Below are 26,101 nucleotides of genomic sequence, written 5' to 3' on the forward strand. Positions count from 1 at the left end.
GAAGGCCGGGGTCACCCGAAGGTGACGTAGACGAAGGCGAACAGGAACAGCCAGACCACGTCCACGAAATGCCAGTACCAGGCGGCCGCCTCGAAGCCGAAATGCTTCTGCGGGGTCATGCCGCCGCCCATGATGCGGAGCAGGCAGACGATCAGGAAGATGGTGCCGACGAGGACGTGGAAACCGTGGAAGCCGGTCGCCATGAAGAAGATCGAGCCGTACAGGCCGGAGTTGGCCGCCGCTTCGTTGAAGAAGAGGTGCTCGTGGATGATGTGCTGGTACTCGTAGGCCTGCACCGCGGTGAACAGGATGCCGAGCGCGACGGTGATGGCCAGGCCGATCTTGGTCGCCTTGCGGTCGCCGTTGGCCAGGGCGTGGTGAGCCCAGGTGACGGTCGTGCCCGAGAGCAGCAGGATGATGGTGTTCAGCAGCGGCAGCTGCCAGGCGTCCAGGACCTCGACGCCCTTCGGCGGCCAGGTCGACCAGGCGGCGGCGGTGTCGGCCCAGGAGGCGACCTGCGGGATGTGAGCGCGCGCTTCATTGAAGATCGCCATCTCGAAGAACATCCAGAAGAAGGCGGCGAAGAACATCACTTCCGAAGCGATGAACAGGATCATGCCGTAGCGCAGGCCGATCGAGACGACCGGGGTATGGTCGCCCGCCTTGGCTTCCTTGATGACGTCCGACCACCAGCCGAACATCGAGACCAGCACGCCGGCCAGACCGGCGAAGAACAGGGCCATCTTGCCTTCCGACAGCAGGGCCGAGGCGACCGGGCCGGAATCAGCCGGAACCAGGCCCTTCATCCACACCACGGCGCCGATCAGCATGATCGTCGCCGCGATCGACGAAACCAGCGGCCAGGGGCTTGGATTCACCAGGTGGTAGTCGTGGTGCGGGGTCGCGTGGGCGTCGGCCATCTAGGTCTCTTGGAACGGTCGAGAGTCGTTGGGTGGAGGCTATAGCGTCCGCTATCCGGCGGCGCCAGTGGGTGCGGCAGCGTTTGGGGCCTCTTCGAAGCCCTTGGTCGGATAGAAGGTGTAGCTGAGGGTGATTTCGCGCACGCCGTTGGCCTCGCGATCGGTCGCGATCTCGGGGGCGACGAAGTACTGCACGGGGAATTTCATGGTGGCGCCGGGCTGGATCACCTGACCCTCGAAACAGAAGCACTGCAGCTTCTGGAAGTACGGTCCGGCGCGCTCGGGCACGACGTTGTAGGCGGCCGTGGCGTGAATCGGATGGTCCGAGGTGTTGGTCACGTCGAAATAGGCCATGCCCGTCTCGCCGATCCGCACCCGCTGGCTGATCTGCTCGGCCTTGAAGACCATCGGCAGGCCGCGGACATTGGTGTCGAACCGGATCAGCACCGTCTCATCGAGGATGGTGTCCGGGGCCTTCTCGGCCTTCTTCACCGTGCCGTCGAAACCGGTCACCTGGCAGAACAGGCGATAGAGCGGCACGGCGGCGAAGGCGGCGCCGGTCATGGCCATGACGCCGAATGCGCAGGCGATCGCGATCAGATTCTTGCGGTTCACGGCGCCGGCCTCAGTTCGCGTAGCCGACCGGTTGGCCCGCGGCCATGGCGGCCTCGCGGGCGTCGAGGTTGCGCTTGAGGTTCAGCACGGTGACGCCGAACACCAGGATGATGAACACCACCAGAGCGCCGGCGATGGCCAGGTTGCGCTTCTTGCGGGCGGCGAGTTCTTCGGGGGTCAGGCGCATGGGTTACAGGCTCACGGACGACGTCACGCTCTCGACCAGCAGGGCCGCGAACAGCGCCATCAGATAGAGGATGGAGAAGGCGAACAGGTTGCGCGCCGGTTTGGCCTCCGCGCGCACGTCATACAATGCGGCCTCTCGCCCCACGGCCTCGGCCTTGTCCGGCTGGTCGCCGGCGCGCGAGCGCCACAGGCGGAGGGCCAGCCACAGGAAGCCGAGCCCGCCCACGATCGAGACGCCCAGATAGATCGGGCCGCCCAGACCGGTGAAGCCCGGCGCGATCGCCGCCGGCACGAACACCAGGGTGTAGAGCAGGATCTGCAGGCGGGTGCTCTTGGCCCCGCGCGCCACGGGCATCATCGGGATGCCCGCCTTGGCGTAGTCGCCGGCCGAATACAGGGCCAGGGCCCAGCTGTGCGGCGGCGTCCAAAGGAAGATGATCAGGAACAGCAGCCAGGCCTGCCATGGCGCCTGGCCGGTCGCGGCGGCCCAGCCGATCACCGGCGGGAAGGCCCCCGCGGCGCCGCCGATGACGATGTTCTGGGGCGTCCGGCGCTTCAGCAGCAGGGTGTAGAAGACGGCGTAGTAGAGGATGGTCATCAGCAGCAGGCCGCCGGCCAGCCAGTTGGTCGCCATGCCGAGCAGCATCACCGAGAAGATCGACAGGATGACGCCGAAGGCCATGGCGTCGTTCTTCTTCACCCGGCCTGCGGCCACCGGCCGGCCGCGCGTGCGCCGCATCAGGGCGTCGGTGTCGCCCTCCAGCGCCATGTTCAGCGCCCCCGCCGCGCCTGCGCCGACGGCGATGCACAGGATCGCGATGGCGGCGGAGATCCAGTCGAGGTCGCCGCGTGCGACCACCAGGCCGGTGACGGCGGTGAAGATCACCAGCGACATCACGCGCGGCTTCAACAGCTGGAAGAAGTCCTCCGGCTGGGCGAGCGATACGGCGGGCGGGGCGGCGGGTTCGGTCATGGGTCTCTTGCGCTCGGGTGGCGCGACGCGCGTTAGCGCCTGAAAAAGGCCGAAGGCCGCCCTTTCGTTCGAAAGAGCGGCCCCCGTAGGTCGTTCCGGCCGGAGCCGGTCGTCTTAATGCTCGTCGTTCTTGACCACGGGCAGTTCGTTGAACTGGTGGTGCGGCGGCGGCGAGGACAGGGTCCATTCCAGCGTCGTGGCGCCTTCGCCCCACGGGTTGGCGACGCCCTTGCGGCGACGGATCGCGGCTTCCAGCAGCATGATCAGGAAGACGACGACGCCGACGACGGTGATGGCGTAGCCCACCGACGAAACATGGTTCCAGAGGGTGAAGGCTTCCGGATAGTCGACGTAGCGACGCGGCATGCCCTGCAGACCGAGGAAGTGCTGCGGGAAGAACACCAGGTTCACGCCGATGAACATGATCCAGAAGTGCGCACAGCCGAGGAACTCGTTGTACTTCACGCCGAACATCTTCTCGAACCAGTAGTAGAAGCCCGCGAAGATGGCGAAGACGGCGCCCAGCGACAGCACGTAGTGGAAGTGCGCCACGACGTAGTAGGTGTCGTGCAGGCTGTAATCGATGCCGGCGTTCGACAGGACCACGCCGGTGACGCCGCCCAGGGTGAACAGGAAGATGAAGCCGATCGCCCACAGCATGGGCGTCTTGAAGCTGATCGACCCGCCCCACATCGTCGCGATCCACGAGAAGATCTTAACGCCGGTGGGCACTGCGATGATCATGGTCGCGGCCACGAAGTAGGCGCGCAGGTTCACCGACATGCCGACGGTGTACATGTGGTGCGCCCACACGATGAAGCCGATGAAGCCGATGGCGACCATGGCGTAGGCCATGGCGAGGTAGCCGAAGACAGGCTTCTTCGAGAAGGTCGAGACGATGTGGCTGACGATGCCGAAGCCCGGCAGGATCAGGATGTACACCTCGGGGTGGCCGAAGAACCAGAACAGGTGCTGGAACATGACGGGGTCGCCGCCGCCGGCCGGATTGAAGAAGCTGGTGCCGAAGTTGCGGTCGGCCAGCAGCATGGTGATGGCGCCGGCCAGGACGGGCAGCGACAGCAGCAGCAGGAAGGCGGTGATCAGCACCGACCAGGCGAACAGCGGCATCCGGTGCAGGGTCATGCCCGGCGCGCGCATGTTGAAGATGGTGGTGATGAAGTTGATGGCGCCGAGGATCGACGAGGCGCCGGCGATGTGCAGCGAGAAGATCGCCAGATCCATGGCCGGGCCGGTGTGGCCGGTCGTGGACAGCGGCGGATAGATCGTCCAGCCGCCGCCGAAGCCGCGGCCCGGACCGCCGTCGACGAACATCGACAGGATCAGCAGCACCCAGGCCGAGACCAGCAGCCAGAACGAGATGTTGTTCATGCGCGGGAAGGCCATGTCCGGCGCGCCGATCATGATCGGCACGAACCAGTTGCCGAAGCCGCCGATCATCGCCGGCATGACCATGAAGAAGATCATGATCAGGGCGTGGGCGGTGACCACGGCGTTGTAGCCGTGCTTCGACTGCTCGATCAGGCCCAGCAGGCTGACCGACGAGTTGGCGGCGAAGATCTGGATGCCCGGCTCGGCCAGTTCCCAGCGGATCAGGCCGGACAGGGCGCCGCCGACGATGCCCGCCATGATGGCGAACATCAGATACAGCGTGCCGATGTCCTTGTGGTTGGTCGACAGGAACCAGCGGGTGAAGAAGCCCGGCTTGTGGTCGTGATCGTCATGACCGTCGTGGTCATAGGCGAGATTTTCGGCTGCGGTGGCCATGGTCTTTGGGGCTCTCGCGGTTCGTTACTGGGCGGCCGGAGCGGCGGCGGGCGCGGCCGGCGCGGCGGCGCCGGTCGGCTGGGCGGTCGGGGTGGTGGCTTCCTGGGCCGTCGGGATGGCGTTGGCGCCTTGCGAGACGGTCAGGGCGCCCGTGGTGCCGGCGGCGACCTGGGCGGCGGTGCCGCCCGGAGCCTGTTCCGGAGTCTTCGGCGTCATCGAGCCGCCCTTGGAGGCGACCCAGGCTTCGAACTGGGCCTTGGAGACGACGTTGATCTGGATCGGCATGAAGGCGTGGTCGACGCCGCACAGTTCCGAGCACTGGCCGTAGAAGGTGCCGACGCGGTCGGCGCGGAACCAGGTCTCGTTGACGCGGCCCGGGACGGCGTCGGTCTTCAGACCGAAGGCCGGCAGGGCGACGGCGTGGATGACGTCGGTGGCGGTGACCAGCAGGCGGACGTTGGTGCCGACCGGAACGACCATCGGCTCGTCAGCGGCCAGACGATACAGGCTCGTCGGCATGCCGCGCGAGGCGACCTCGTCTTCCGGCAGCATGTTCGAGATGTACTCGCCGATGCCCTGGTCCGGATATTCGTAGGCCCAGTTCCACTGGTTGCCGGTGACCTTAACCGTCAGGCCGGGCTCCGGCATGTCGTGGTAGGCGAACAGCAGGCGGAACGAGAACAGCGAGATGAAGACCAGGATCAGGACCGGCAGGACCGTCCAGATGATCTCGATCAGGGTGTTGTGGCTCCACTTGGCCGGAACCGGGTTGGCCTTCTTGTTGTAGCGGATGCAGATCCACACGATCAGGCCGAGCACCAGCAGGGTGATCGCCGTGATGATCGGCATCAGGATCAGGTCGTGGAAATGGTGCGCCTGCTCCTTGAGCGGCGAAGCCGCCGGCTGCAGGCCGAGGCCGCCCGGCGTGGGCTGACCCATCAGGTCCTGCGCCGCGACCGGCGCGGCGAAAAGAGCCAGGGCCAGGGCGGTCATGCCGCCGCCGATCAGACCCCGGGCCCGCGTGCCCATCCCCATGCGAGACATCCTCATTAAATTCGTTTCGTCGCAATCGTTTGCGAGTGGATCGCAAACAACCGCCGGAGCGCGCTGCCCGCGGCGGTACTTCGCGGGGGTCCATATCGCCCCCTCCCGCGCTTGCCAAGCGATAGGACGCAACCGCGACGTTCGGGCGCCGGATTAAATCGCATTCATGTTTCGCCAGCTACCTTGTAGCGCAAGATACCTTGCGATATCCCATCTCCATCACAGGAGACGCCGAGGTGCCTGAAACCATTGAAATCCAACTCAAGAAGGGAGTGCTCACATTGTGTGTGCTGGCCCTTCTGAACCGGCGCGACAGCTACGCCTACGAGATCGCTTCGACACTTTCCGACGCGATCGACATGGGCGAGGGGACGATCTACCCGCTGATGCGCCGCATGCAGTCTGACGGGCAGGTCGAGACCTATCTGGTCGAATCGACGGCCGGACCGTCCCGCAAATATTACCGCCTGACCGACGGGGGCCGCCGCGCCCTGGAGACCCAGACCGCCGAATGGCGCGCCTTCGTCACCGCCGTCGAAGGCGTCATGACCGCCGAGGCGCCCGCAGAGCCGGCCGCCGTCGCTACTGAAAGGGGAGCCGAACAATGACCCGCGCCGAATTCATGGCCCGGCTGAAACAGGGCCTCATCGGCCTGCCGATGACGACCGCCGCCGAGATCGCCGCCGACTACGAGGCGCATTTCGACGAAGGCGTGGAGGCCGGCCGCACCGAGGCCGAGATCGCCGGCGCCCTTGGCGACCCCGGTCGCCTGGCCCGCGAACTGCGCGCCGAGGCCAGCGCCCGCCGCTGGACCCAGGAACAAAATCCGTCGGCCGCCGCCGGCGCCATCTTCGGCCTCATCGGCCTGGGCGCCATCGACATCCTGATCCTGCTGCCGATCGCCCTGCCGCTGTTCGGCACCGTCCTCGGCTTCCTGGTGGCCGGCATCGCCATCTTCTTCGCCGGCGGGATCATCCTCGTCGTCGGCCCGCTGATGGGCGCGCCGGGCGGCGTAGCGGCCGCCATCCTGATGGGCATCGGCTTCATGGGGCTGGGCCTGTTCATGAGCGGCCTGATGGCCGTCCTGACCAAGTGGCTGATCGACGCCACCGTCTGGTACGCCCGTCTCCACTATCGCGTGCTCAAGCCCGCGATCGACAACCAAGTTCAGGCCTGAGGGAGGACCTGACATGATCCGCAATCTACTGGTCATCACCGGGGTCGGCTTCCTGCTCGCCCTTGTCGGTCTCGGCGGCGGCATGGCGCTCGTCCGGAACGACGTCCAACGCAACGACTGGACCTGGATCGTCGAGGACGGCGGCACGGGCGGCGACAGCATCCGCTTCGAGCGCGGCCGCAGCGATCCCGAGGCCACCCGCGACATCGCCTGGGGCGGCGGCGAGCGCCTGTCCATCGACCTCCCCGCCCAGGTCACCTACGTCCAGGGCACGACGCCGGGGGTGCACATCACCGGGCCCAAGACCGTCATCGACCGCGTCCGCTTCCAGGACGGTCGCCTGACCCTCGACAGCGATAACGTCGGCGATCGTGGCTACATCCGCTGGAGCGGCCGGGGCATCCGCGCCTGGAGCGAGTACGACGACCTGCGCGTCGTGGTCACCGCCCCGAAGGTCACCACCTTCGACGTCGGTGATGACGGTCACCTGTCTATCCGCGACTACGACCAGCCGACCCTGACCCTGCGCCTCAACGGCGAGGGCGACGCCGACGCCCGCGGCGCGACCGAGCGTCTGGATCTCAAGGTGTACGGCGACGGCGACGCCGACCTGCACCGCCTCGAGGTCACGGATGCGGTCATCGAATCCTCGGGCGACGGCGACACCCGCGCCGGACCGACCGGAAACGTCCAGATCGACATCACCGGCGACGGCGACGTCAACCTGTCCCGCCGCCCGGCCCAGCTGCGCCAGTCGACCAGCGGCTGGGGCGAGGTCGAGCAGGAATAGCGCCTGCGAAGGTGACGCGGGGACGGTCAGCGCCTATCTGGGCTCCATGACCGTCCCCGTTTCGCCGCCCGCCATCCTCGACACCGCCGACGTCGCCCCCGAGGAGGCGCTCGGCATCCTTCAGGCGGCGCTGGCCGGCGCCGACGACGGCGAACTCTTCCTCGAACGCTCCGAATCCGAATCCCTCGTCTTCGACGACGGCCGCTTGAAGTCCTCGGCCTGGGACGCGGGCGAAGGCTTCGGCCTTCGCGTCGTGGCGGGCGAGACCGCCGGCTACGCCCACGCCAACGAGATCAGCGCGCCCGCCCTGCGCCGCGCCGCCGACAGCGCCGCCCTGGCCAAGGCCGGGCACGCCGGGACCGCCGCCGAGGCGCCCCGCGCCACCAACCAGAAGCTCTATGAGGCGGTCGACCCCCTCGCCTCCCCGGCCTTCGCCGACAAGATCGACCTGCTGCGCGAGATCGACGCCTGGGCCCGCGCCCGCGACCCGCGGGTGGTCCAGGTCTCGGCCAGCCTGATCGGCGAGCGCCGCCAGATCGAGATCCTGCGCGGCGACGGTCGCCGCGTCTCCGACTTCCGCCCGCTGGTTCGCCTGAACGTCTCGGTCACCGTCGAGAAGGACGGCCGCCGCGAGGGCGCCTCCGCCGGCGCCGGCGGCCGCTCGGGGTTCGAGACCTGGATTGCGCCCGACCGCTGGCAGGGCCAGGTCGACGAAGCCCTGCGCCAGGCCCTGGTCAATCTCGACGCCGTCGACTGCCCGGCCGGCGAGATGGACGTGGTGCTGGGCGCCGGCTGGCCCGGCGTCCTGCTGCACGAGGCGATCGGGCACGGCTTCGAAGGCGACTTCCACCGCAAGGGCTCATCGGTCTTCACCGGCATGATGGGCAAGCGCGTCGCCGCCCCGGGCGTGACAGTCGTCGACGACGGCTCCATCGCCGGCCGCCGAGGCTCCCTGACCATCGACGACGAGGGCACCCCGACCTCGCGCACCGTCCTGATCGAGGACGGCATCATGGTCGGGCTGATGCACGACCGCCTCTCGGCCCGCCAACTGAACACCCACGCCACCGGCAACGGCCGGCGCCAGTCCTTCGCCCACATGCCGATGCCGCGCATGACCAACACCTTCATGGAAGGGGGCAAGGACAAGCAGGCCGATATGATCGCCTCGACCAAGCGCGGCCTCTACGCCGCCAATTTCGGCGGCGGCCAGGTGGACATCACCAACGGCAAATTCGTCTTCCAGTGCACCGAGGCCTACCTGATCGAGGACGGGCGCATCACCGCCCCGGTGCGCGGCGCGACCCTGATCGGCGACGGTGCCACGGCGCTGCAGCGGGTCGAGATGATCGGCGACGACTTCGCCTTCGACCCCGGCGTCGGCGTCTGCGGCAAGGCCGGCCAGGGCGTCCCCGTCGGCATCGGCCAACCCAGCCTCAAGATCCTCGGGCTGACCGTGGGCGGCACGGCCGTTTGATCAGGTTCTAGGTTCTCGGGGTTAGGTTCTAGGGAAGAAAGGTCACCTGCGCCTGAGCTCGCGCCGGAGCCCGCGACAGCGTCACTAGAACCTAGCCCCTAGTACCTAAAACCTCACTTCCACTCCGGCCCGTCGATCTCGAAGCCGCGGGCCTCGAGGTCGTCCAGCACCCCGCCCTCTTCGGCCAGCAGGCGGACCGGGGCGACGCCCATGGTCACGCCGGGCGAGAACAGGGCCGTCTCGATGGCGGCGGCCCACTGCGAGTGCAGTTGCGGCGCGATCTCCGGGTCGCCCCACGGCCAGCACTGGGCCAGAGCCTTGTCGAGCGGCGAGTCGATCACCTCGGGCACGCGCAGCGCGCGCCAGGCCTCAGCCCGCTGGCGGGCGGCGTCCGGGCCGATCTCGGCGGCGGCGACGGCGGCCTGCACACAGGCGACGTGAGACGACTGCGGAGCGGTGATCAGGCTGTCGATCAGTTCATCGCCGCGGACCGTGCCGACGGGGCGGATATCCACCCGGGCGCGGCGCCCGGCGCGCTCGATCACGTCCAGGGCGTCATCCCGGCCGCCGCGACCGGTATAGCCGGCCTTGTCCTTCATCAGGTCGAAGCCGAGAATCAGCAGGCTCTTCTCACGCCAGTCCTGATTCCGCTCGCCGGCCATGACGGCGTCGAGCCGGGTCTGCCACTCAAGCGTCAGATAGTCGGCGCTGGTCTGCCCCTGCGGCATCCGGGCGATGGTGCGGATCCGCCAGAGCACCCGCAGCACGTCGGTGATCGAGGCGCGCCCGACCTGGGGCGTCAGGATCAGGTCCGAGCGGGCGGCGGCGGCCTCCAGATCGTCCGGCCGCCATTCCAGGTCCCGCGGCAGGCCGGTGATGGCGCCGACCAGGATGAGGGTGCTGTCGCCCTTGGTCACCGTCCACATCGGCGCCCCCGAGCGCCGGGCCAGGACGATGATCTCGCCCAGTTCGTCCGCCTGTTGCGTCGACGCCGTGACCGGAGACGGGGCCTCCTGCGCCACGGCGGGCGCACCGGCCAGAAGGGTCGCGACGGCAAGGAAAGTAACGGCGGTCTTCATGGCTATACCTGTTCCCTTGAGTAAAACGCCGTGGTGGGCGGCCCATTTCAGAACACGAGGATGACAGCTCCGTAATGCTGTCACCGATTTAATCCACCTGTCCGTCTTGTAACTGGAGACGGGGGCGCAGGATCGGCACAGCTTCGTCACACGACGAGGGGAATCCTGCAATGACGAAGACCATCCTGCTGGCGACGACGGCCATGCTTCTGACCGCCGGTGCGGCCCAGGCCCAGAGCGCCAACGGCGCGCCGAGCACGGCCCCAGCCACGCCGCCGCAGGTGGCCGAGGCGCCGGTCCCGACCGGCCCGACCCAGAACTCGCCCGAGGTCGATACGGCCCAGCAGGGCGTCCTGGTCTTCACTCCCGACTTCTTCGCCGAGCAGCGCCCGAACACCGCCCTGGACATGGTGGTCCGGGTGCCCGGCTTCTCGGTCAACGACGGCTCGGGCAACCGCGGCTTCGAGGGCGCGGTCGGCAATGTGCTGATCAACAACGCTCGCCCCGCCTCCAAGAACGACACCGGCTCCAACGTCCTGTCCCGCACGCCGGCCAATCAGGTCGAGCGCATCGAACTGATCCGCGGCGGCGCGCCGGGCATCGACATGCAGGGCTATTCGGTCGTCGCCAACGTCATCCTCAAGACCGAGAACACCCGCCAGTCGATCGTCACCTTCAACGCCAACCTGTTCGAGGGCGGCCAGGACCTGTTCGGCGGCTCCTACCAGTTCACGGCCCGCGAGGGCGAACGGACCTGGGGCGTCACGCTCAGCGACGGCATCTCGTCGAGCGACTCCAACGGCGTCGGCACGGTCGTGCGCACTGACGCCAACGGGAACGTCATCCGCCAGGAAGACTGGTTCAACGACCAGTACGGCGGCGGCACCGCGATCCGCGGCAACTTCGCCACCCCCCTGTTCGGCGGCAAGATCGACCTGACGGCGCGCTACGGCGTCAACGACTTCCACAGCGTGAGCCTGCAGACGGCCACCGATGTCCGGCGCGAGAACCTCTACGATGACGACGGCGACAGCGGCGAGTTCGGGGCCGTGTACACCCGGCCGCTGAGCCCGCGGCTGAACCTCGAGACCCGCCTGATCCACGAGTGGAGCACCTTCGACAACGCCTCGACCTCCCGCACGCGGCTCGGCGCGATCGACAATCCGGAGCAGCGGTTCGCCTCGGAGGGCGACGCCTCGGAAAGCATCCTGCGCGGCCTGGTCCGCTTCGAGCACTCGCCGGCCCTGACCTTCGAGACGGGGGCCGAGGTCGCCTACAACATGCTGGAGACCAATCAGGCCTTCACCGTCGGCGGCGTGCCGGTTCCCCTGCCCTCGGCCTCGGTCAAGGTCGAGGAGATCCGCGGCGAGATGTTCGGCAAGGGCACCTGGCGGATCGACCCCAAGCTGACCCTCGAAGGCGGCCTGCGTGTCGAGGCCTCGACCATCAGCCAGTCCGGCGACGCCGACCAGGAAGAGAGCTTCTTCTTCCCGAAGCCGCGCTTCCTCGCCACCTGGACCCCGATGGCCGACAACCAGCTGCGCGTGCGCTTCGAGCGCGAGGTGGGCCAGCTGGACTTCGGCGACTTCGCCGCCTCGGCCGACCTGGACGACGAGAACGTGCTGGGCGGCAACGTCGACCTGGTGCCGGAACAGCGCTGGATCAGCGAAGCCATCTACGAGCGCCGCTTCTGGGGCGAGGGCATCATCAGCATCGGCCTGCGGCACGATGCGATCGTCGACGCCATCGACGTGATCCCGCTCGACGACGGCCTGTCGGCGGTGGGCAACATCGGCGACGGCACCCTGGACCAGCTGAACGTCAACTTCACCCTGCCGTTCGACAAGCTGGGCGTGCCGGGCGGCACCTTCCGCTTCCGCAACACCTGGAACAAGACCGAGGTCACCGACCCGACCACCGGCGAGAAGCGGCCGATCTCCAACGTCCGCCCGACCCAGGCCGTCATCTCCTGGGAGCACGACATCACCACCTGGAAGTTCCAGTACGGCGGCGCCTGGCTGCCGCTGCTGGGCCAGAAGAGCTTCGATCCGGACCAGTCCTCGTCCTGGCGCGGCTCCGACTATTTCGAGCTCTGGGCCGAGTACAAGCCGACCGCGACCCTCTCGATCCGGACCCAGGTCAACATCTGGAACGACTTCGACCAGGAGCGGATCGTCTACGCCGACCGCACCACCCGGGACATCCTGTTCATCGAGGAGCGCTTCATCGATCCGCGCACCTTCTGGCAGATCCGCCTGCGGAAGACCTTCTAAGCGAAGGACGCCCCCTCCCGCAGGGCAGGACGGCCCCGTCGGCGACAGCCGGCGGGGCCTCTTTTCTAATCGGCGCGGTAGACGACCTCGCCGTCCACCACGGTCAGAACCGCCTTGCCCTTGGGGATGTCGGCGAAGGGGGCGGTCATCAGGTCGACGTCGAAGGCGGTGAAGTCGGCCCGCTTGCCGACCTCGATGGTGCCCAGCTCGGCCTCGCGGAAGCTGGCGTAGGCCGGCCAGAGGGTGAACATCTTCAGGGCCGTGGCGCGGTCGACGGCCTCCTGCGGGCGCCAGTCGGGGCCCTGGAAGCCGTTCAGGTCGCGGCGTGCGACAGCGGCGTAGAACTCGATCAGAGGCGCGCCGCGCTCGACTGGAGCGTCCGAGCCCCCGACCACGATGACGCCGCGGTCGACCAGACTGTGCCAGGCGTAGGCGCCGTCGAGGCGGGCGTCGCCGAGCCGCGCCGGGGCGAAATGCAGATCGCCGATGGCGTGGCTGGGCTGCATGGAGGCGATGATCGGCAGGGTCTCGAAGTCGGCGTAGTCCGCCGGGCGAAGGATCTGGGCGTGCTCGATGCGCCAGCGCACATCAGCGCCGTTTGGCCGCTCGCTCGCCGGGACCTTGGCCAGGGCCTCGGCGTACCAGTCCGCCACCGAGGCGTTGCCGCGGTCGCCGATGGCGTGGGTGGCCACCTGGATGCCGCCCTTCAGCGCCGACTCGTAGAGCGGCACGATCTCGGCCTCGGTGATCTGCATCAGACCCGTCGTGTCGGGCCGGTCGGCGTAGGGCTCGAACAGGGCCGCGCCGCGCGAGCCCAGGGCCCCGTCGGCGTAGTATTTGATCGCCCGGGTGATGATCCGGCCGTCGGCCACGCTGCGCGGGCCGCCCGCGATCAGCGCCGCGGCGCCGTCGGGGGTGACGCTGTTGTAGATGCGCAGGGGCGCCTCGCCGCCGGCGGCCATGGCCTCCAGCAGGGGGATGTCCCTCCACGGGGCGCTCATGAAGTGGACGCCGGTCCAGCCGTAGGCGGCCTCGACGCGGAAGCCGGCGCGATAGGCCTCGCGGGTGGCGTCGGGATCGGCCTGGGGCATCAGGCCCGAGACCAGCTGTTCGGCGGCGTCGACCAGCATGCCGGTGGGCTTGCCGTCGGCGCCCTTGAGGATCTCGCCGCCCGAGGGCGCGACCGTCGAGGCGTCGATGTGGGCCGCCGCGAGCGCCGGGGTCGAGGCGACCACCGCATGGCCGTCGGCCCGGCTCAGCAGCACGACGCGGCCGGGCGCGGCGGCGTCGAGGTCGGCGGCGGTCAGGAAGCGGCCTTCCGGCCAATGCGTCTCGATCCAGCCGCGGCCGACGATGGGGCCCTCCGGATGGGTCGCGGCCCAGGCCTTGAGCCGGTCCATGGCCTCGGCGACCGAGGCCGAGCCCTCGAGGTTCAGGGTCAGCTCGCGCCAGCCGATGCCGTCCAGGTGGGCGTGGCCGTCGGTGAAGCCGGGGAAGAGGGCCGCGCCCTTGAGGTCGACGGTCGCCACGGTCGCCGGCACGGCGGGCTGGTCGGCGAGGCGGCCGACCCAGGCGATGCGGCCGTCGCGGACCAGCACGGCCTCGGCGGCCGGAGCCCCGTCCACACCGGTGTAGATCGGCCCGCCCTTGATCAGCAGATCCTGGGCCTGGGCCGAGGCGGCGGTCCCGGCGAGCAGCAGGGCGAGGCAGAGGCGGCGGATCATGGGCAGGCTCCGGGGATTGGCAGGCGAGCGGCGGCGGCGGGAACGGTGAAGGTGAAATCAGGGTCTGAAAAGTCTGAATCGTCTGAACCGGCGGCGCGGCCAGGTCCTGAAAAAACAGAGTCTGAATCGTCTGAATAGTCTGAAATCGACGAGGGGACCGGCGCGGAAATACAGAGTCTGAATCGTCTGAATGGTCTGAAATCGCCCCCGCGAGGCCGAGGAGAAAACACAGTCTGAAGAGTCTGAATCGTCTGAATTCGGCCCCCAAGGACGCAGGATGGCATGGCGGTGCGCCGGAAACGGACGTGGGCTGGCCATCCAGGGACGGCTCGGCCAATCTGGTCGGAAACGGAGAACGCCCGCGTGATCGCCCTCGCCCTGACCCTGCTCGTCGCCGAGCCCGAGCCCGCCCGGGCCGAGCTGTGCCGCGCACACATGAACGCGATGATCGCCGAGGCCATGAAGGAGACCGGCCGCGTCGCCGGCCCGAGCTGGTTCATCCGCGACTGGTGGACCGCCCGACTGCCCGAGGCCGGCGCGCCCGGCGCCCTGACGGCGGAACAGAGGGCGGCGCTGGAGGCTTCCATGCCGGCGCGGAAGGCGGCCGATCCCGACAAGCACCGGGCCGAGCTCGGCAGCTGCGTGAACGAGGCCATGGACGCGGGCGCCGTGCCCTAGGAGGACCGGATGAAGGTGTTCACCGTCGGCTACGAGGGCGAGCCGCAGGCCGCCGTGATCGACAAGCTGAAGGCCGCAGGGGTCGAGGTGGTCGCCGACGTGCGCGCCGTGGCTTCTTCGCGCCGGGCCGGCTTCTCCAAGACGATCCTCGGGAACAGCCTCAAGGACGCCGGCATCGACTACGTCCACCTGCGCCCGCTGGGCACGCCCAAGGCCGGGCGCGACGCCGCCCGCAAGGGCCACATATCCGAGATGCGCGAGATTTTCGCCGAGCACATGCAGGAGCCGCCGTCGCAGCTGGCCTTCGAGGAGCTGCGCGAGCTGGCGGGGAAGAAGAAGACCGCCCTGCTGTGCTTCGAGGCGGATCACGCGGGGTGTCACCGTTCTGCGCTGGCCGAGCGGCTGAAGGCGGAGGACGGGTTCGAGGTGGTGAACCTGTAACTCAAAGCCCTTCTCCCCTTGCGGGAGAAGGTGGCCCGCGAAGCGGGTCGGATGAGGGGTCGAGCGGTGTGACCCCTCACCCGACCGCACAAGAACGATCGCAACGCGATCGTGTGCGGTCTCCCTCTCCCGCAGGGGGAGAGGGAGCAGTTTTTACGCCGCCGCCTTCTGCTTGCCGGCGAAGTCGCCGTAGAAGGTGCGGCCTTGGGCGGCCATGTCGCGCAGGAGCTGGGGCGGCGAGAAGCGGGGGCCGTACTGGGCGGCGTATTTGTCCGCCTGCTCGACGAAGGCCTTCAGGCCGGTCTGGTCGATCAGGGTGATCGGGCCGCCGGTCCAGGGGGCGAAGCCCCAGGCCAGGATGGCGCCGACGTCGGCCTCGCGCGGGTCGTCGATGACGCCCTCTTCCCAGCAACGCGCGACCTCGACCGCCTGGCGGTACAGCAGGCGCTGCTTCTGGTCCTCGACCAGCTCCGGGGTGGAGTCGTTGATCTTGACCGGCGCCAGCTCCGAGAGGCCGGACCACAGCTTCTTGGGCTTGGTTTCGTAGTCGTAGAAGCCCTTGCCGTTCTTGCGACCGTAGCGGCCCAGGTCCTCGACCATGGTCTGGACGACCTGCCAGCCGGCCATCGGCTCATAGGCGTCGCCGAGGTCTTCCTTGGTCTGTTTGGCGATCTTGACCGACAGGTCGAGCGCGACGTCGTCGTGCATCTCCAGCGGGCCGCGCGGCATGCCGGTCATGCGGCCGATGTTGTCGATCAGGGCCGGGGCGTAGCCTTCCTCGAGCATGGCGAGGCCCTCGGCCACATAGGTGCCGAAGCAGCGCGAGGTGTAGAAGCCGCGGCCGTCGTTGACGACGATCGGGGTCTTCTTGATCTTCATGATGTAGTCCAGCGACTTGGCGATCGCCGCCTCGCCGGTCTTCTCGCCGAGGATGACCTCGACCAGCATCATCTTGTCGACCGGCGAGAAGAAGTGGATGCCGATGAAGTCGTCGGGGCGCACCGAGGCCTCGGCCAGGCCGGTGATCGGCAGGGTCGAGGTGTTGGAGCCGAAGATGGCGCCGGCCTCCAGCTGGGCCTCGGCGCGCTTGGTCACCTCGGCCTTGATCTCGCGGTTCTCGAACACCGCCTCGATGACCAGGTCCGAACCCTTGATCAGGTCGTAGTCGGTCGTCGCGGTGACCGAGCCGAGCAGGGCATCAAACTTGGCCTGATCGATCTGGCCGCGCGAGAGCCGCTTCTTGAGCAGCTCCTCGACGTGGGCCTTGCCCTTGTCGGCGGCCTCCTGGTCGCGGTCGATCAGGATGGTCTCGATGCCGGCCAGGGCCTGCACATAGGCGATGCCCGCGCCCATCATGCCGGCGCCCAGGACGGTGACCTTCTTGGGATCCGACTTGGGCTGGTTGGCCGGACGCACGGCGCCCTTGTCGAGCTCCTGCTTGGACAGGAACAGCGAGCGGATCATGGCCTGGGCCTGCGGCGTCATCAGGGTCTTGATGAAGTAGCGGGTCTCGATGCGCAGCGCCGCGTCCATGGGAACCTGGACGCCCTCGTAGACGGCCTTCATCAGGTTCAGGACGGCCGGGTAGTTGCCGTAGGACTGCTTGCGCAGCATGGCGTTGCCGACGAGGAAATTCTGGATGCCGGCCGGGTGGTAGGGCCCGCCGCCGGGCAGTTTGAAGGACTTGTCGTCCCACGGCTGCACGGCCTTGCCGCCGCCCTTGATCCAGGCCTTGGCGGCCTCGACCTCGCTGCCGACCGGCACGACCTCATGGACGATGCCCGCGCCCTTGGCGTCGTTCGGGCGGAAGGACTTGCCCTCGCTCATGGCGGTCATCGCCGCCATCACGCCGACCAGGCGCGTCAGGCGCTGGGTGCCGCCGCCGCCGGGGAAGAGGCCGACCTTGATCTCGGGCAGGCCGAGCTGGATCTTCGGGCTGTCGCCGACCACGCGGTAGTGGCAGGCCAGGGTCAGCTCGAGGCCGCCGCCCAGGGCCAGGCCGTTGATCGCCGCGGCGACCGGCTTGCCGCAGGTCTCCAGGGCGCGCAGGGCGCCGTTCAGCTTCCAGCCCGCATCATAGGCGTCCTGCAGCGAACCGCCGGCCAGCATGCCGCCGGCCATGTCGCCCAGGTCGGCGCCGGCGCAGAAGCCCGACGCCTTGCCCGAGGTCAGGACCGCGCCCTTGATGGCGTCGTCGGTCTTGATGCGCTCGACCCACTCGGGGATCTCCTTCATCACGCCCGAGGTCAGGGTGTTCATCGACCGTCCCGGGACGTCGAAGGTGATCAGGGCGATGCCGTCGGCGTCGACGTCGATCTTGAAGTTTTCCATCGGCCTAAGGCCCTTATTCTGAAACGTCGGCGCTTGAAGCCGACTGTTGATGGTTCGTCACGAAGACCACGAAGGAGGCACGAAGGACACGAAGGGCCCGGTGTGAGCGCCGCAGGCGACTATTCCGGATGTTCGGCGGCGCTGCGCGCGGCGATGAGGCGCTGCCTCTTGGTGCACTTCGCGCCTCCTTCGTGTCCTTAGTGATGAACCTCCGAACTCAGACGCGTTCGATGACGGTGGCGGTGCCCATGCCGCCGCCGATGCACAGGGTGATGAGGGCGGTCTCCTTGTTGGAGCGCTCCAGCTCGTCGAGGACCACGCCGGTGATCATGGCGCCGGTGGCGCCGAGCGGGTGGCCCATGGCGATGGCGCCGCCGCAGACGTTGATCTGGTCATGCGGGATGTCGAGCGCCTGCATGAAGCGCAGGACGACGGCGGCGAAGGCCTCGTTCAGCTCCCACAGGTCGATGTCGTTCTTCGACATGCCCAGCTTGCCGAGCAGCTTGTTGGCCACGAACTCCGGGCCGGTCAGCATGATCGACGGCTCGGAGCCGATCGAGGCGGCGCCGCGGATCCTGGCGCGCGGCTTGAGGCCGAGGGCCTTGCCGGCCTCCAGCGAGCCGATCAGCACGCCGGCCGAACCGTCTACGATGCCCGAGGAGTTGCCCGGGGTGTGGACGTGGTTGACGCGCTCGACCTCGGGGTAGCGCTGGTTGATCACGCTGTCGAAGGCCATTTCGCCCATCATGGCGAAGGACGGGTTCAGGGCGCCCAGGGTCTGCATGTCGGTGTTGGGGCGGATGGTCTCGTCATGGTCGAGGCGGACCAGGCCGAGCTGGTCGAGCACCGGGATGACCGAGCCCTTGAAGCGGCCCTCGGCCCAGGACCGGGCCGAGCGCTTGTGGCTCTCGACCGAATAGGCGTCGACGTCGTCGCGGCTGAAGCCCCATTTGGAGGCGATCATGTCGGCCGAGACGCCCTGCGGCACGAAATAGGTCGGGAAGGCCGAGGACGGGTCGACCGGCCAGGCGCCGCCGTCCGAGCCCATCGGCACGCGGCTCATCGCCTCGACGCCGCCGCCGACCGCGAAGTCGGCCTCGCCGGACTTCACCTTGGCCGCGGCCATGTTCACGGCTTCCAGGCCCGAGGCGCAGAAGCGGTTGATCTGGACGCCGGCGGTGGTCTGGGCCCAGCCCGAGTTCAGGACGGCGGTGCGGGCGATGTCGGCGCCCTGCTCGCCCACCGGCGAGACGCAGCCGAGGATGACGTCGTCGACCTTGGAGGTGTCCAGGTCGTTGCGGTCGCGCAGCGCCTGCAGGACCTGGGTGGCCAGCGACAGGGCGGTGATCTCGTGCAGCGAGCCGTCCTTCTTGCCCTTGCCGCGGGGGGTGCGCACGGCGTCGTAGATATAGGCGTCGCCCATGAGGATCTCTCTCTTGAGTGTCCCTACCGCTCGCGACGCGGTCGCTCGCTGCTTGAGGGAGGAGGGTGCGGAATCGAAACTCGCAGGTCAAAAGCCCTACGTTTACGTCAACGTCAAGTATTCACTTTTCAGCGATCCGCCAGAGGGCGCGGTCACTCCGCCGCATGGCAGACCGCCTCGATGTTGAAGCCGTCCGGATCGAGCACGAAGGCGGCGTAATAGGTCGGTCCATAGTGCTCGCGCAGGCCCGGCGCGCCGTGGTCTGTCCCCCCCGCCGCCAGGGCCGCGGCGTGGAAGGCCTCGACCTGGTCGCGCGTGCCGGCGCGGAAGGCGACGTGGTTGCCTTCGCCCGGCCGCTCGTTGTCGGCGATGACGAAGGTGACGCCCTCGGCCCCGCCGAACATCACCGCCGTGCCGCCGGTCTCGGTCCGGTCGGGCGGGATCGTCGCCAGGACGTGCATGCCCAACGGCGCCAGGGCCTTCTCATAGAAGGCCCGCGAGCGGGCGATGTCGGAGACGGCGAGTCCGATGTGGTCGATCATGGCGCGGCCCTGTTCTGTGTCGAGGCCCTTCCCCCGCGCCAACGCGCAACCGCGCGAAAAGGCGCCATTCCGGTACGGCGCCGGACACGACCTGGCCAAACCGCAGCGAACGACTCTCACCTAGCTAAGCCGTTGGAACGTGTGGGGAACTCCGGGCTTTCTCCGGCTCGCCATTGCCTGAGGAGGAAATTTCCATGGCCCAGAATTACGAAGAGATGGACGCCATCGCCATGCTGAAGGCCGACCACCGCAAGGTGGAAGAGATCTTCGCCGCCTTCGAATCCGCCCGTAGCCGCGACAAGAAGCAGGCCCTCGCCGAGCAGGCCTGCCTGGAGCTGAAGGTCCATACGGTGATCGAGGAGGAGATCTTCTACCCGGCCTGCAAGGGCAATATCGAAGAGGACCTGCTGAAGGAGGCCTATGTCGAGCACGACGGGGCCAAGCAGCTGATCAACGAGATCGAGGCGGGCGGGCCCGAGGACGACTTCTACGACGCCAAGGTCAAGGTGCTGTCCGAGATGATCGAGCACCACGTCGAGGAAGAAGAGAAGCGCTCGGAAGGCATGTTCGCCCAGGCCCGCGCCGCCGGCCTGGACATGGATCTGCTCGCCGACCAGATGCGCGAGCGCAAGCGGACCGCGATGGAGGAGTTCCAGGCCGGCAAGCCGGCGGAGCCGCTGACCCTGCGCGAGGAAAACGGCGGCCAGGAGCCGACGCTGAACGAACTGACCGGCGACACGGCGCGCTGAGGCGGGGCCTAGCTGACGTAGCCCGCCTGCATCAGTTCGGCGATGTGGACGATCGCCATCGGGCGATCGTCCTCGACCACCAGCAGGGTGGCGATCTTGTTCTGGGTCATCAGGTCGATGGCGTCGCTCATGCGCGCGTCCGGCCCGATGACCTTGGGACGGGGGCTCATGACATCGGCGGCGGTCAGGCCCGAGAGGTCGCCGCGGGAGAAGGCGCGGCGGACGTCGCCGTCGGTGACGATCCCGGCCAGGGTCCCGTCCGGATTGACCACGGCGGTCGCGCCCTTTCGGCCCTCGGTGATGGCCGAGACCACCTCGGCGAAGGTCGCGGTCAGCGGCACGGTCGAGGGGACCGGCGGGCGGTCGCCCATCCAGTCGCGCACGCTCTGCAGGCTCATGCCCAGCTTGCCGCCCGGGTGATGCAGGCCGAAGTCCTCGGCGGTGAAGCCGCGGCGGCCCATCAGCACCATGGCCAGGGCGTCGCCCATGGCCAGGGTCATCAGGGTCGAGGTGGTCGGGGCCAGGCCGTTGGGGCAGGCCTCGGGCGCATTGGGCAGGGTCAGGCAGACCGCCGAGGAGCGACCGAGGAAGCTGTTCGGGCGCTGGGTGATGCCGATCACCGGAATGCCCTGGCGCTGGCAGTAGAGCAGCGGGTCGCGCAGCTCCCGGGACTCGCCCGAGTTGGAGATGGCCAGCAGGGTGACGTCGTTGCGCAGCATGCCCAGGTCGCCGTGGCTCATCTCGGCGGGGTGGACGAAGAAGGCGTTGGTGCCGGTCGAGGCCAGGGTGGCGGCGATCTTTCCGCCGATGTGGCCGGACTTGCCCATGCCGGTGACGACCAGATAGCCGGGTCGCGACAGGATCACCTCGACGGCGCGGGCCAGGCTGTCGTCCAGGCCGGCCTCCATCGCCTGCAGGGCCGCGATGTTCAGCTGGATGACCTCGCGGGCGCGGGCGGTCATGGCGGCGGTGTCGGCGGGGAGCGGAGCGTCGGTCATCTGCGGGAATTGGCGCATCCGCAGCGGTTGTACAACTCAGCGCGGGCGACCGCCTCGGATGCTGCGATGCGGAAGAAAGCGAAGATTTCCCGGAAACCCGGCGGGCCTTGAGCGTTAGGACGCCCATGGGGACGTCAGACCTGATCATCGACGCCGCGGATGCGGCGGCCGACACGCCGACGCGTTTGCCCGCGCCGCCGCCTTCCCTTCCGCGCCCGGCCCTGTTCCTCGACCTCGACGGCGTGCTGGCCGAACTGGCCGAGACGCCGGACGCCGTGGTGCCGCATCCGCGGCGCACGGCGGTGCTGAAGGGGCTGATCCCGCGGCTGGACGGCCGGGTGGCCATCATCAGCGGCCGGACCATCGCCGAGATCGACCGTATCGCCGAGGACAGCATGGCGTCCGCCTCGGGCGTGCACGGGCTGGAGCGACGGCGCGCCGACGGCTCCTTCCTGCGCGCCGAGGCGTCCGAGACCGTGCGCCACGCCATCGCCGCCTTCGAGGACTTCGCCCGCACCCGCCCCGGCGTGACGGTCGAGGACAAGGCGGTCGCCGCGGGCCTCCACTATCGCGGCGCGCCGGACGCCGCTCCGGCCGCCGAGGCGCTGGTCCATCGGCTCGCCGCAGAGACCGGGCTGTCGGTGCAGCCGGGCAATATGGTCATCGAGCTGAAGACGCCCGGCGCCAGCAAGGGCACGGCGCTGAAGGCCTTCATGGCCGAGGCCCCCTTCGCCGGCGCCACGCCCGTCATGCTGGGCGACGATCTGACCGACGAGGACGGCTTCAAGGCCGCGGCCGAACTGGGCGGCTTCGGCGTGCTGGTCGGCCCGCCGCGCGAGACCGCGGCCCGCTTCGCCCTGCCCGACGTCGACGCGGTCCTAGCCTGGCTCGAAACCCTGCAGGAGTGCGAATGACCCCGAACCTGGACCTCGCCCCGATCGGCAACTGCTCGATCAGCGCCCTGATCGACCGCAACGGGCGGTTCGTCTGGGCCTGCGCCCCGCGCGTCGACGGCGAGCCGGTGTTCTCGGCCCTGATGGACGGTTTCGACCCCGAGCACGGCTTCTGGGACTTCGAACTGGAGGGGCTGAGGCAGGTCTCGCAGGCCTATGTGCGCAACACGCCGGTGCTGCGGACGGTGCTGACCGCGGAGGATGGAGCGGGGGTCGAGATCCTGGACTTCGCCCCACGTCATCCGAAGCACGCCCGCACCTACCGGCCGCTGGCCTTCGCCCGCATCGTCCGCCCGCTGGAGGGCTCGCCGCGCATCCGCGTGCGGTTGCGGCCCGCCGCCGACTGGGGCGCGCGCCGCGCCGAGACCACCAGCGGTTCGAACCATATCCGCTACCTGTGCAGCGACGTCACCTTCCGCCTGACCACCAACTGCCCGGTCTCGCATATTCTGAACGAGCGGACGTTCCGGCTGGAGAAGCCGCTGGCCTTCTTCTTCGGGCCCGACGAGGGCTACGACCAGGACGTCATGCCGGGGGTCTCGGCGGCGCTCGACCAGACCGTCGCCTATTGGCAGGACTGGGTGCGCACCCTCTACCTCCCGCTCGACTGGCAGGAGGCGGTGATCCGCGCCGCCATCACCCTGAAGCTGTGCGCCTACGAGGAGACCGGGGCCATCGTCGCGGCCCTGACCACCTCGGTGCCGGAATTCCCGGAGAGCGGCCGCAACTGGGACTACCGCTACTGCTGGATCCGCGACGCCTATTACGTCGTGCGGGCCCTGAACCGACTGGGCGCGGTCGACATCCTGGAGAACTACCTGGGCTACCTCAGGAATCTTGTCGACGCCTCGGGCGGCGGTCACGTGCAGCCCGTCTACGGCGTCGGGCTGGAAGAGGATATCGACGAGCGGATCACCGAGACGGTCGCCGGCTATCGCGGCATGAAGCCGGTGCGGGTCGGCAACCAGGCGCGCGAGCACCTGCAGCACGACGTCTACGGGCAGATCGTCCTGCCTCTGGTGCAGGCCTTCTATGACCACCGCCTGCTGCGGCCGGCGACGATCGACGACTTCTACGCGCTGGAGAAGGTCGGCGAACGGGCCTTCGCCATGCACGACCAGACCGACGCCGGCCTGTGGGAGTTCCGCACCATCGCCCGGGTTCACACCTATTCCTCGGTGATGTGCTGGGCCGCCTGCGATCGCCTGGCCAAGGCCGCCGATCACCTGGGCCTGCCCGCCCGGGCCGAGGCCTGGCATGAACGCGCAGGGATCATCCGCGAGCGAATCGAGCGCGAAGCCTTCGTCGAGGACGAGGGCCGATTCGCCGCCAGCTTCGGCAACCGCGAGCTCGACGCCTCCCTGCTGCAGATGACCGACCTGGGCTTTCTCGACGCCCTGGACCCGCGCCAGGTGAAGACCTTCGAGGCCATCGAGCGGGACCTGAAGAAGGGTCCCTACCTGTTCCGCTACATCGAGCCGGACGACTTCGGCGAGCCCGAGACCGCGTTCAACTTCTGCACCTTCTGGTTCATCGAGGCCCTGCACATCAACGGCCGCACCGAGGAGGCGAGGGAGATCTTCGAGCAGATGCTGAGCCGGCGGACCCACGCGGGCCTGCTGAGCGAGGACCTCTCGCTGGGCGACAACGAGCTGTGGGGCAACTACCCGCAGACCTATTCGCTGGTCGGCATCATCAACTGCGCGGTGCTGCTGAGCCGCTCGTGGACGGACGCCCGATGAGACGTCTCACGACATTGCGTTGCGACCATGCGGCGAACGGAGCGGTTCTGCATCCATGAGTCGCCTGATTGTCGTTTCGAACAGGGTGTCGGCCCCCATGGACCCCGCCGCGGGTTCGGTGGGCGGCCTCGCCATGGCCCTGTCCTCGGCGCTGCGGAAGTACGACGGCTTGTGGTTCGGCTGGTCGGGCGAGACGGTCGAGAAATTCGTGCCCGAGGCCAAGATCGAGGACCGCGCCGGCGTCACCGTCGCCCTGGTCGACCTCGAGCCGCAGGATGTGGACGAGTACTATAACGGCTACGCCAACAAGACCCTGTGGCCCCTGTTCCACCACCGGGTCGACCTGACGGCCTACGAGCGGTCGTACGGCGAGGGCTATGAGCGGACCAATGCGCGGTTCGCCGAGGTGCTGGCGCCCCTGATCCGGCCCGACGACGTCATCTGGATCCACGACTATCACATGATCCCGCTGGCCCGGGACCTGCGCCGCCGGGGCATCAAGAACCGCATCGGCTTCTTCCTGCACACGCCCTGGCCGGCGCGGCAGCTGCTGGTCACCCTGCCCCACCACCGGCGGCTGGTGGAGTCGATGTTCAGCTACGACCTGATCGGCTTCCACACCCGCGAGTGGCTGGACCTGTTCCGGGACTATGTCGCTTCGGAGCCCGAGGTGCGCGGCAAGCTGCTGCCGAACGACGCCCTGGAGGCGTTCGGGCGGACGGTGCAGGCCGGCGTCTTCCCGATCGGCATCGACGTCGAGGGCTTCCTGAGGGCGCGCAACTCGGTCTTCGGGCGGCGCACCTACGACCGCATGGCCGCGTCCTCGGCCTTCCGCACGATGATGGTCGGGGTCGACCGGCTCGACTACTCCAAGGGCCTGGAGCAGCGGCTGCTCGGATATGAGCAGTTCCTGACCGACAATCCGGACATGCGCGGCGACGTCTTCCTGCTGCAGGTGACGCCGATCAGTCGCGACGAGGTCGATACCTATCAGGACATCCGTTCACGGCTTGAAGGCCTGGCCGGGCGGATCAACGGCGAGTTCGCCGACATGGATTGGCAGCCGATCCGCTACCTCAACCGCACCTACCGCCGCGACCAGCTGGCCGGCATCTATCGGGCGGCCAAGGTCGGTCTGGTGACGCCGCTGCGCGACGGCATGAACCTGGTGGCCAAGGAATATGTGGCGGCCCAGAACCCCGAGGATCCGGGCGTCCTGGTGCTGTCGCGCTTCGCCGGGGCGGCCGAACAGATGGGCGAGGCCCTGCTGGTCAATCCGTTCAGCCGCGAGGAACTGTCCGACGCCATCAAGCGGGCCCTGACCATGCCGCTGGCGGAACGGCGGCGTAAGTGGGAGTGCCTGATGGAGTGCGTGCGGGAAACCGACGTCAGCATCTGGCGCGACGACTTCGTCGCCTCGCTGCGGGCGATCGACAGGCCGGCGGACGGGGACAGCGATCCCGCCGCCCGCGCGGCCTGATCAAGCCTCAGGCCACCTGTGCGTCCGCCGGCGGCGTTCCGTCCTTGGCGGCGGCCGCCGCATTGGCCGGGCTGGCCATGATCCGCTCCAGCCATGCGTCGAGCAGCGGGCTCTCGGGGGCGAACTCGCGGCCCCAGGCCATGGCGGCGCCGACCATGACGTCGACGGCGGTGAATCGGTCGCCCATCAGATAGGGCCCGGCCTCAAGCGCTTTGAGGATACGGTCGTTGGCGGCGTCGTAGCGGGCCTTGGCGACCGGATCGCCTTCGGTCTGGCCGCTGATCCGGCCCCAGTAGGCGGGCTCCATCTCGCCGGCGGTCCAGCTCAGCCAGGTGACATAGGCGGCGCGTTCGGACGAGCCGACCGGGGCGCCGAGGCCCGCGTGGGGGAAGAGGTCTGTCAGATAAAGGGCGATGGCCGCCGACTCGGTGACCAGAGCTCCGTCATGCACCAGCGCCGGGACCTTGCCGTCCGGGTGCGGATTGGCCGCGTCGCGCCCGCCGCTCTGGGTCTGGGCGCGGAAGATGTCGACGTAGCGGATCTCGTACGGCGCGCCGATCTCCTCCAGCAGCCAGACGATGCGGCTCGAACGCGACCAGGGGGCGTGGAAAAGGGTCAGCATGGTCTTTCTCCGGAGTGAGGGCGCTATCGCTCGCCGCGCGGCGCCTCGCTGCTCGAGCGCGTCGCCGCCGACCCGGATTGATCTACTGCCACCCTGCTG

At 68.5% G+C, this 26,101-nt stretch carries 24 protein-coding genes; 11 read left to right on the forward strand and 13 right to left on the reverse strand.

What is annotated here, in order from left to right; genetic code table 11:
* Window positions 1-11 precede the first annotated feature (11 nt).
* The 6 genes from ASC65_RS10240 to coxB all read right to left on the reverse strand — a co-directional run bounded on the left by ASC65_RS10240 (window position 12) and on the right by coxB (window position 5,514).
* Window positions 12-920, reverse strand: coding sequence for a cytochrome c oxidase subunit 3 (locus tag ASC65_RS10240; protein ID WP_056452305.1), 909 nt, complete (start codon window positions 918-920; stop codon window positions 12-14).
* Between the two features lie 51 nt (window positions 921-971).
* Window positions 972-1,535, reverse strand: a complete 564-nt coding sequence (locus ASC65_RS10245) for a cytochrome c oxidase assembly protein (protein ID WP_082525981.1) — start codon at window positions 1,533-1,535, stop codon at window positions 972-974.
* Between the two features lie 10 nt (window positions 1,536-1,545).
* Complete coding sequence (locus tag ASC65_RS17470) at window positions 1,546-1,722, reverse strand: hypothetical protein (protein WP_200939824.1); 177 nt, start codon at window positions 1,720-1,722, stop codon at window positions 1,546-1,548.
* A gap of 3 nt (window positions 1,723-1,725) precedes the next feature.
* Window positions 1,726-2,694, reverse strand: coding sequence for a heme o synthase (gene cyoE, locus ASC65_RS10250; protein ID WP_056452308.1), 969 nt, complete (start codon window positions 2,692-2,694; stop codon window positions 1,726-1,728).
* Between the two features lie 114 nt (window positions 2,695-2,808).
* The gene (gene ctaD / locus ASC65_RS10255) at window positions 2,809-4,479 is read right to left on the reverse strand and encodes a cytochrome c oxidase subunit I (RefSeq protein ID WP_056452311.1); all 1,671 of its coding nucleotides are present in this window, start codon (window positions 4,477-4,479) and stop codon (window positions 2,809-2,811) included.
* A gap of 24 nt (window positions 4,480-4,503) precedes the next feature.
* Window positions 4,504-5,514 carry a cytochrome c oxidase subunit II gene (gene coxB / locus ASC65_RS10260; RefSeq protein WP_156459629.1) on the reverse strand — a complete coding sequence of 337 codons (1,011 nt, stop codon included), beginning with the start codon at window positions 5,512-5,514 and terminating at the stop codon, window positions 4,504-4,506.
* A gap of 245 nt (window positions 5,515-5,759) precedes the next feature.
* Here coxB and ASC65_RS10265 point away from each other — a divergent pair, with 245 nt between their 5' ends.
* Genes ASC65_RS10265 through tldD form a run of 4 tightly spaced genes read left to right on the forward strand, consistent with a single transcriptional unit; the run spans window position 5,760 to window position 8,967 of the window.
* Window positions 5,760-6,131, forward strand: a complete 372-nt coding sequence (locus tag ASC65_RS10265) for a PadR family transcriptional regulator (RefSeq protein ID WP_056452317.1) — start codon at window positions 5,760-5,762, stop codon at window positions 6,129-6,131.
* The gene (locus tag ASC65_RS10270) at window positions 6,128-6,700 is read left to right on the forward strand and encodes a DUF1700 domain-containing protein (RefSeq protein WP_056452320.1); all 573 of its coding nucleotides are present in this window, start codon (window positions 6,128-6,130) and stop codon (window positions 6,698-6,700) included. The genes ASC65_RS10265 and ASC65_RS10270 overlap by 4 nt, the downstream gene beginning before the upstream one ends.
* Before the next feature lie 13 nt (window positions 6,701-6,713).
* On the forward strand, window positions 6,714-7,490 hold the full coding sequence (locus ASC65_RS10275) for a GIN domain-containing protein (protein WP_056452324.1): 777 nt from the start codon (window positions 6,714-6,716) through the stop codon (window positions 7,488-7,490).
* A gap of 46 nt (window positions 7,491-7,536) precedes the next feature.
* Window positions 7,537-8,967: a metalloprotease TldD gene (gene tldD / locus ASC65_RS10280; RefSeq protein ID WP_056452328.1), complete on the forward strand. Its 1,431-nt coding sequence runs from the start codon at window positions 7,537-7,539 to the stop codon at window positions 8,965-8,967.
* Window positions 8,968-9,080: 113 nt separating this feature from the next.
* Here tldD and ASC65_RS10285 read toward each other — a convergent pair whose 3' ends face one another.
* Window positions 9,081-10,046, reverse strand: coding sequence for a TraB/GumN family protein (locus tag ASC65_RS10285; protein WP_056452331.1), 966 nt, complete (start codon window positions 10,044-10,046; stop codon window positions 9,081-9,083).
* 170 nt (window positions 10,047-10,216) lie between these two features.
* Here ASC65_RS10285 and ASC65_RS10290 point away from each other — a divergent pair, with 170 nt between their 5' ends.
* Window positions 10,217-12,319 carry a TonB-dependent receptor plug domain-containing protein gene (locus ASC65_RS10290; RefSeq protein ID WP_056452334.1) on the forward strand — a complete coding sequence of 701 codons (2,103 nt, stop codon included), beginning with the start codon at window positions 10,217-10,219 and terminating at the stop codon, window positions 12,317-12,319.
* Window positions 12,320-12,384: 65 nt separating this feature from the next.
* On the opposite strand, the gene ASC65_RS10295 is transcribed toward ASC65_RS10290, so the two are convergent.
* Complete coding sequence (locus ASC65_RS10295; protein WP_056452336.1) at window positions 12,385-14,043, reverse strand: amidohydrolase; 1,659 nt, start codon at window positions 14,041-14,043, stop codon at window positions 12,385-12,387.
* Between the two features lie 363 nt (window positions 14,044-14,406).
* On the opposite strand from ASC65_RS10295, the gene ASC65_RS10300 reads away from it, so the two are divergent.
* Both ASC65_RS10300 and ASC65_RS10305 read left to right on the forward strand, forming a co-directional pair.
* The gene (locus tag ASC65_RS10300) at window positions 14,407-14,721 is read left to right on the forward strand and encodes a hypothetical protein (RefSeq protein ID WP_056452339.1); all 315 of its coding nucleotides are present in this window, start codon (window positions 14,407-14,409) and stop codon (window positions 14,719-14,721) included.
* A 9-nt stretch (window positions 14,722-14,730) separates the two neighbouring features.
* Window positions 14,731-15,162: a DUF488 domain-containing protein gene (locus tag ASC65_RS10305; protein WP_056452342.1), complete on the forward strand. Its 432-nt coding sequence runs from the start codon at window positions 14,731-14,733 to the stop codon at window positions 15,160-15,162.
* A gap of 153 nt (window positions 15,163-15,315) precedes the next feature.
* Here ASC65_RS10305 and ASC65_RS10310 read toward each other — a convergent pair whose 3' ends face one another.
* The 3 genes from ASC65_RS10310 to ASC65_RS10320 all read right to left on the reverse strand — a co-directional run bounded on the left by ASC65_RS10310 (window position 15,316) and on the right by ASC65_RS10320 (window position 19,458).
* Window positions 15,316-17,493: a 3-hydroxyacyl-CoA dehydrogenase NAD-binding domain-containing protein gene (locus tag ASC65_RS10310; RefSeq protein ID WP_056452345.1), complete on the reverse strand. Its 2,178-nt coding sequence runs from the start codon at window positions 17,491-17,493 to the stop codon at window positions 15,316-15,318.
* A 217-nt stretch (window positions 17,494-17,710) separates the two neighbouring features.
* Window positions 17,711-18,916, reverse strand: coding sequence for an acetyl-CoA C-acetyltransferase (locus ASC65_RS10315; protein ID WP_056452348.1), 1,206 nt, complete (start codon window positions 18,914-18,916; stop codon window positions 17,711-17,713).
* Window positions 18,917-19,068: 152 nt separating this feature from the next.
* Complete coding sequence (locus tag ASC65_RS10320) at window positions 19,069-19,458, reverse strand: VOC family protein (protein ID WP_056452351.1); 390 nt, start codon at window positions 19,456-19,458, stop codon at window positions 19,069-19,071.
* A gap of 194 nt (window positions 19,459-19,652) precedes the next feature.
* On the opposite strand from ASC65_RS10320, the gene ASC65_RS10325 reads away from it, so the two are divergent.
* Window positions 19,653-20,207: a hemerythrin domain-containing protein gene (locus ASC65_RS10325; RefSeq protein WP_056452356.1), complete on the forward strand. Its 555-nt coding sequence runs from the start codon at window positions 19,653-19,655 to the stop codon at window positions 20,205-20,207.
* Between the two features lie 8 nt (window positions 20,208-20,215).
* On the opposite strand, the gene ASC65_RS10330 is transcribed toward ASC65_RS10325, so the two are convergent.
* On the reverse strand, window positions 20,216-21,205 hold the full coding sequence (locus ASC65_RS10330; RefSeq protein ID WP_056452731.1) for a KpsF/GutQ family sugar-phosphate isomerase: 990 nt from the start codon (window positions 21,203-21,205) through the stop codon (window positions 20,216-20,218).
* A 125-nt stretch (window positions 21,206-21,330) separates the two neighbouring features.
* On the opposite strand from ASC65_RS10330, the gene otsB reads away from it, so the two are divergent.
* Genes otsB through ASC65_RS10345 form a run of 3 tightly spaced genes read left to right on the forward strand, consistent with a single transcriptional unit; the run spans window position 21,331 to window position 25,380 of the window.
* The gene (gene otsB / locus ASC65_RS10335; RefSeq protein ID WP_082525982.1) at window positions 21,331-22,119 is read left to right on the forward strand and encodes a trehalose-phosphatase; all 789 of its coding nucleotides are present in this window, start codon (window positions 21,331-21,333) and stop codon (window positions 22,117-22,119) included.
* Window positions 22,116-23,900, forward strand: a complete 1,785-nt coding sequence (locus tag ASC65_RS10340; protein WP_056452359.1) for a glycoside hydrolase family 15 protein — start codon at window positions 22,116-22,118, stop codon at window positions 23,898-23,900. The genes otsB and ASC65_RS10340 overlap by 4 nt, the downstream gene beginning before the upstream one ends.
* A gap of 55 nt (window positions 23,901-23,955) precedes the next feature.
* A complete protein-coding gene (locus tag ASC65_RS10345; RefSeq protein WP_056452363.1) occupies window positions 23,956-25,380 on the forward strand; it encodes an alpha,alpha-trehalose-phosphate synthase (UDP-forming) in 1,425 nt (474 codons plus the stop codon).
* 7 nt (window positions 25,381-25,387) lie between these two features.
* Here the strand turns inward: ASC65_RS10345 and ASC65_RS10350 are convergent, their stop codons facing one another.
* Window positions 25,388-26,002, reverse strand: coding sequence for a glutathione S-transferase family protein (locus ASC65_RS10350; RefSeq protein WP_056452366.1), 615 nt, complete (start codon window positions 26,000-26,002; stop codon window positions 25,388-25,390).
* Window positions 26,003-26,101: the final 99 nt, after the last annotated feature.

This window comes from Brevundimonas sp. Root1279 (genome assembly GCF_001425945.1).
In the GTDB taxonomy this organism is placed as follows: Bacteria; Pseudomonadota; Alphaproteobacteria; order Caulobacterales; family Caulobacteraceae; genus Brevundimonas.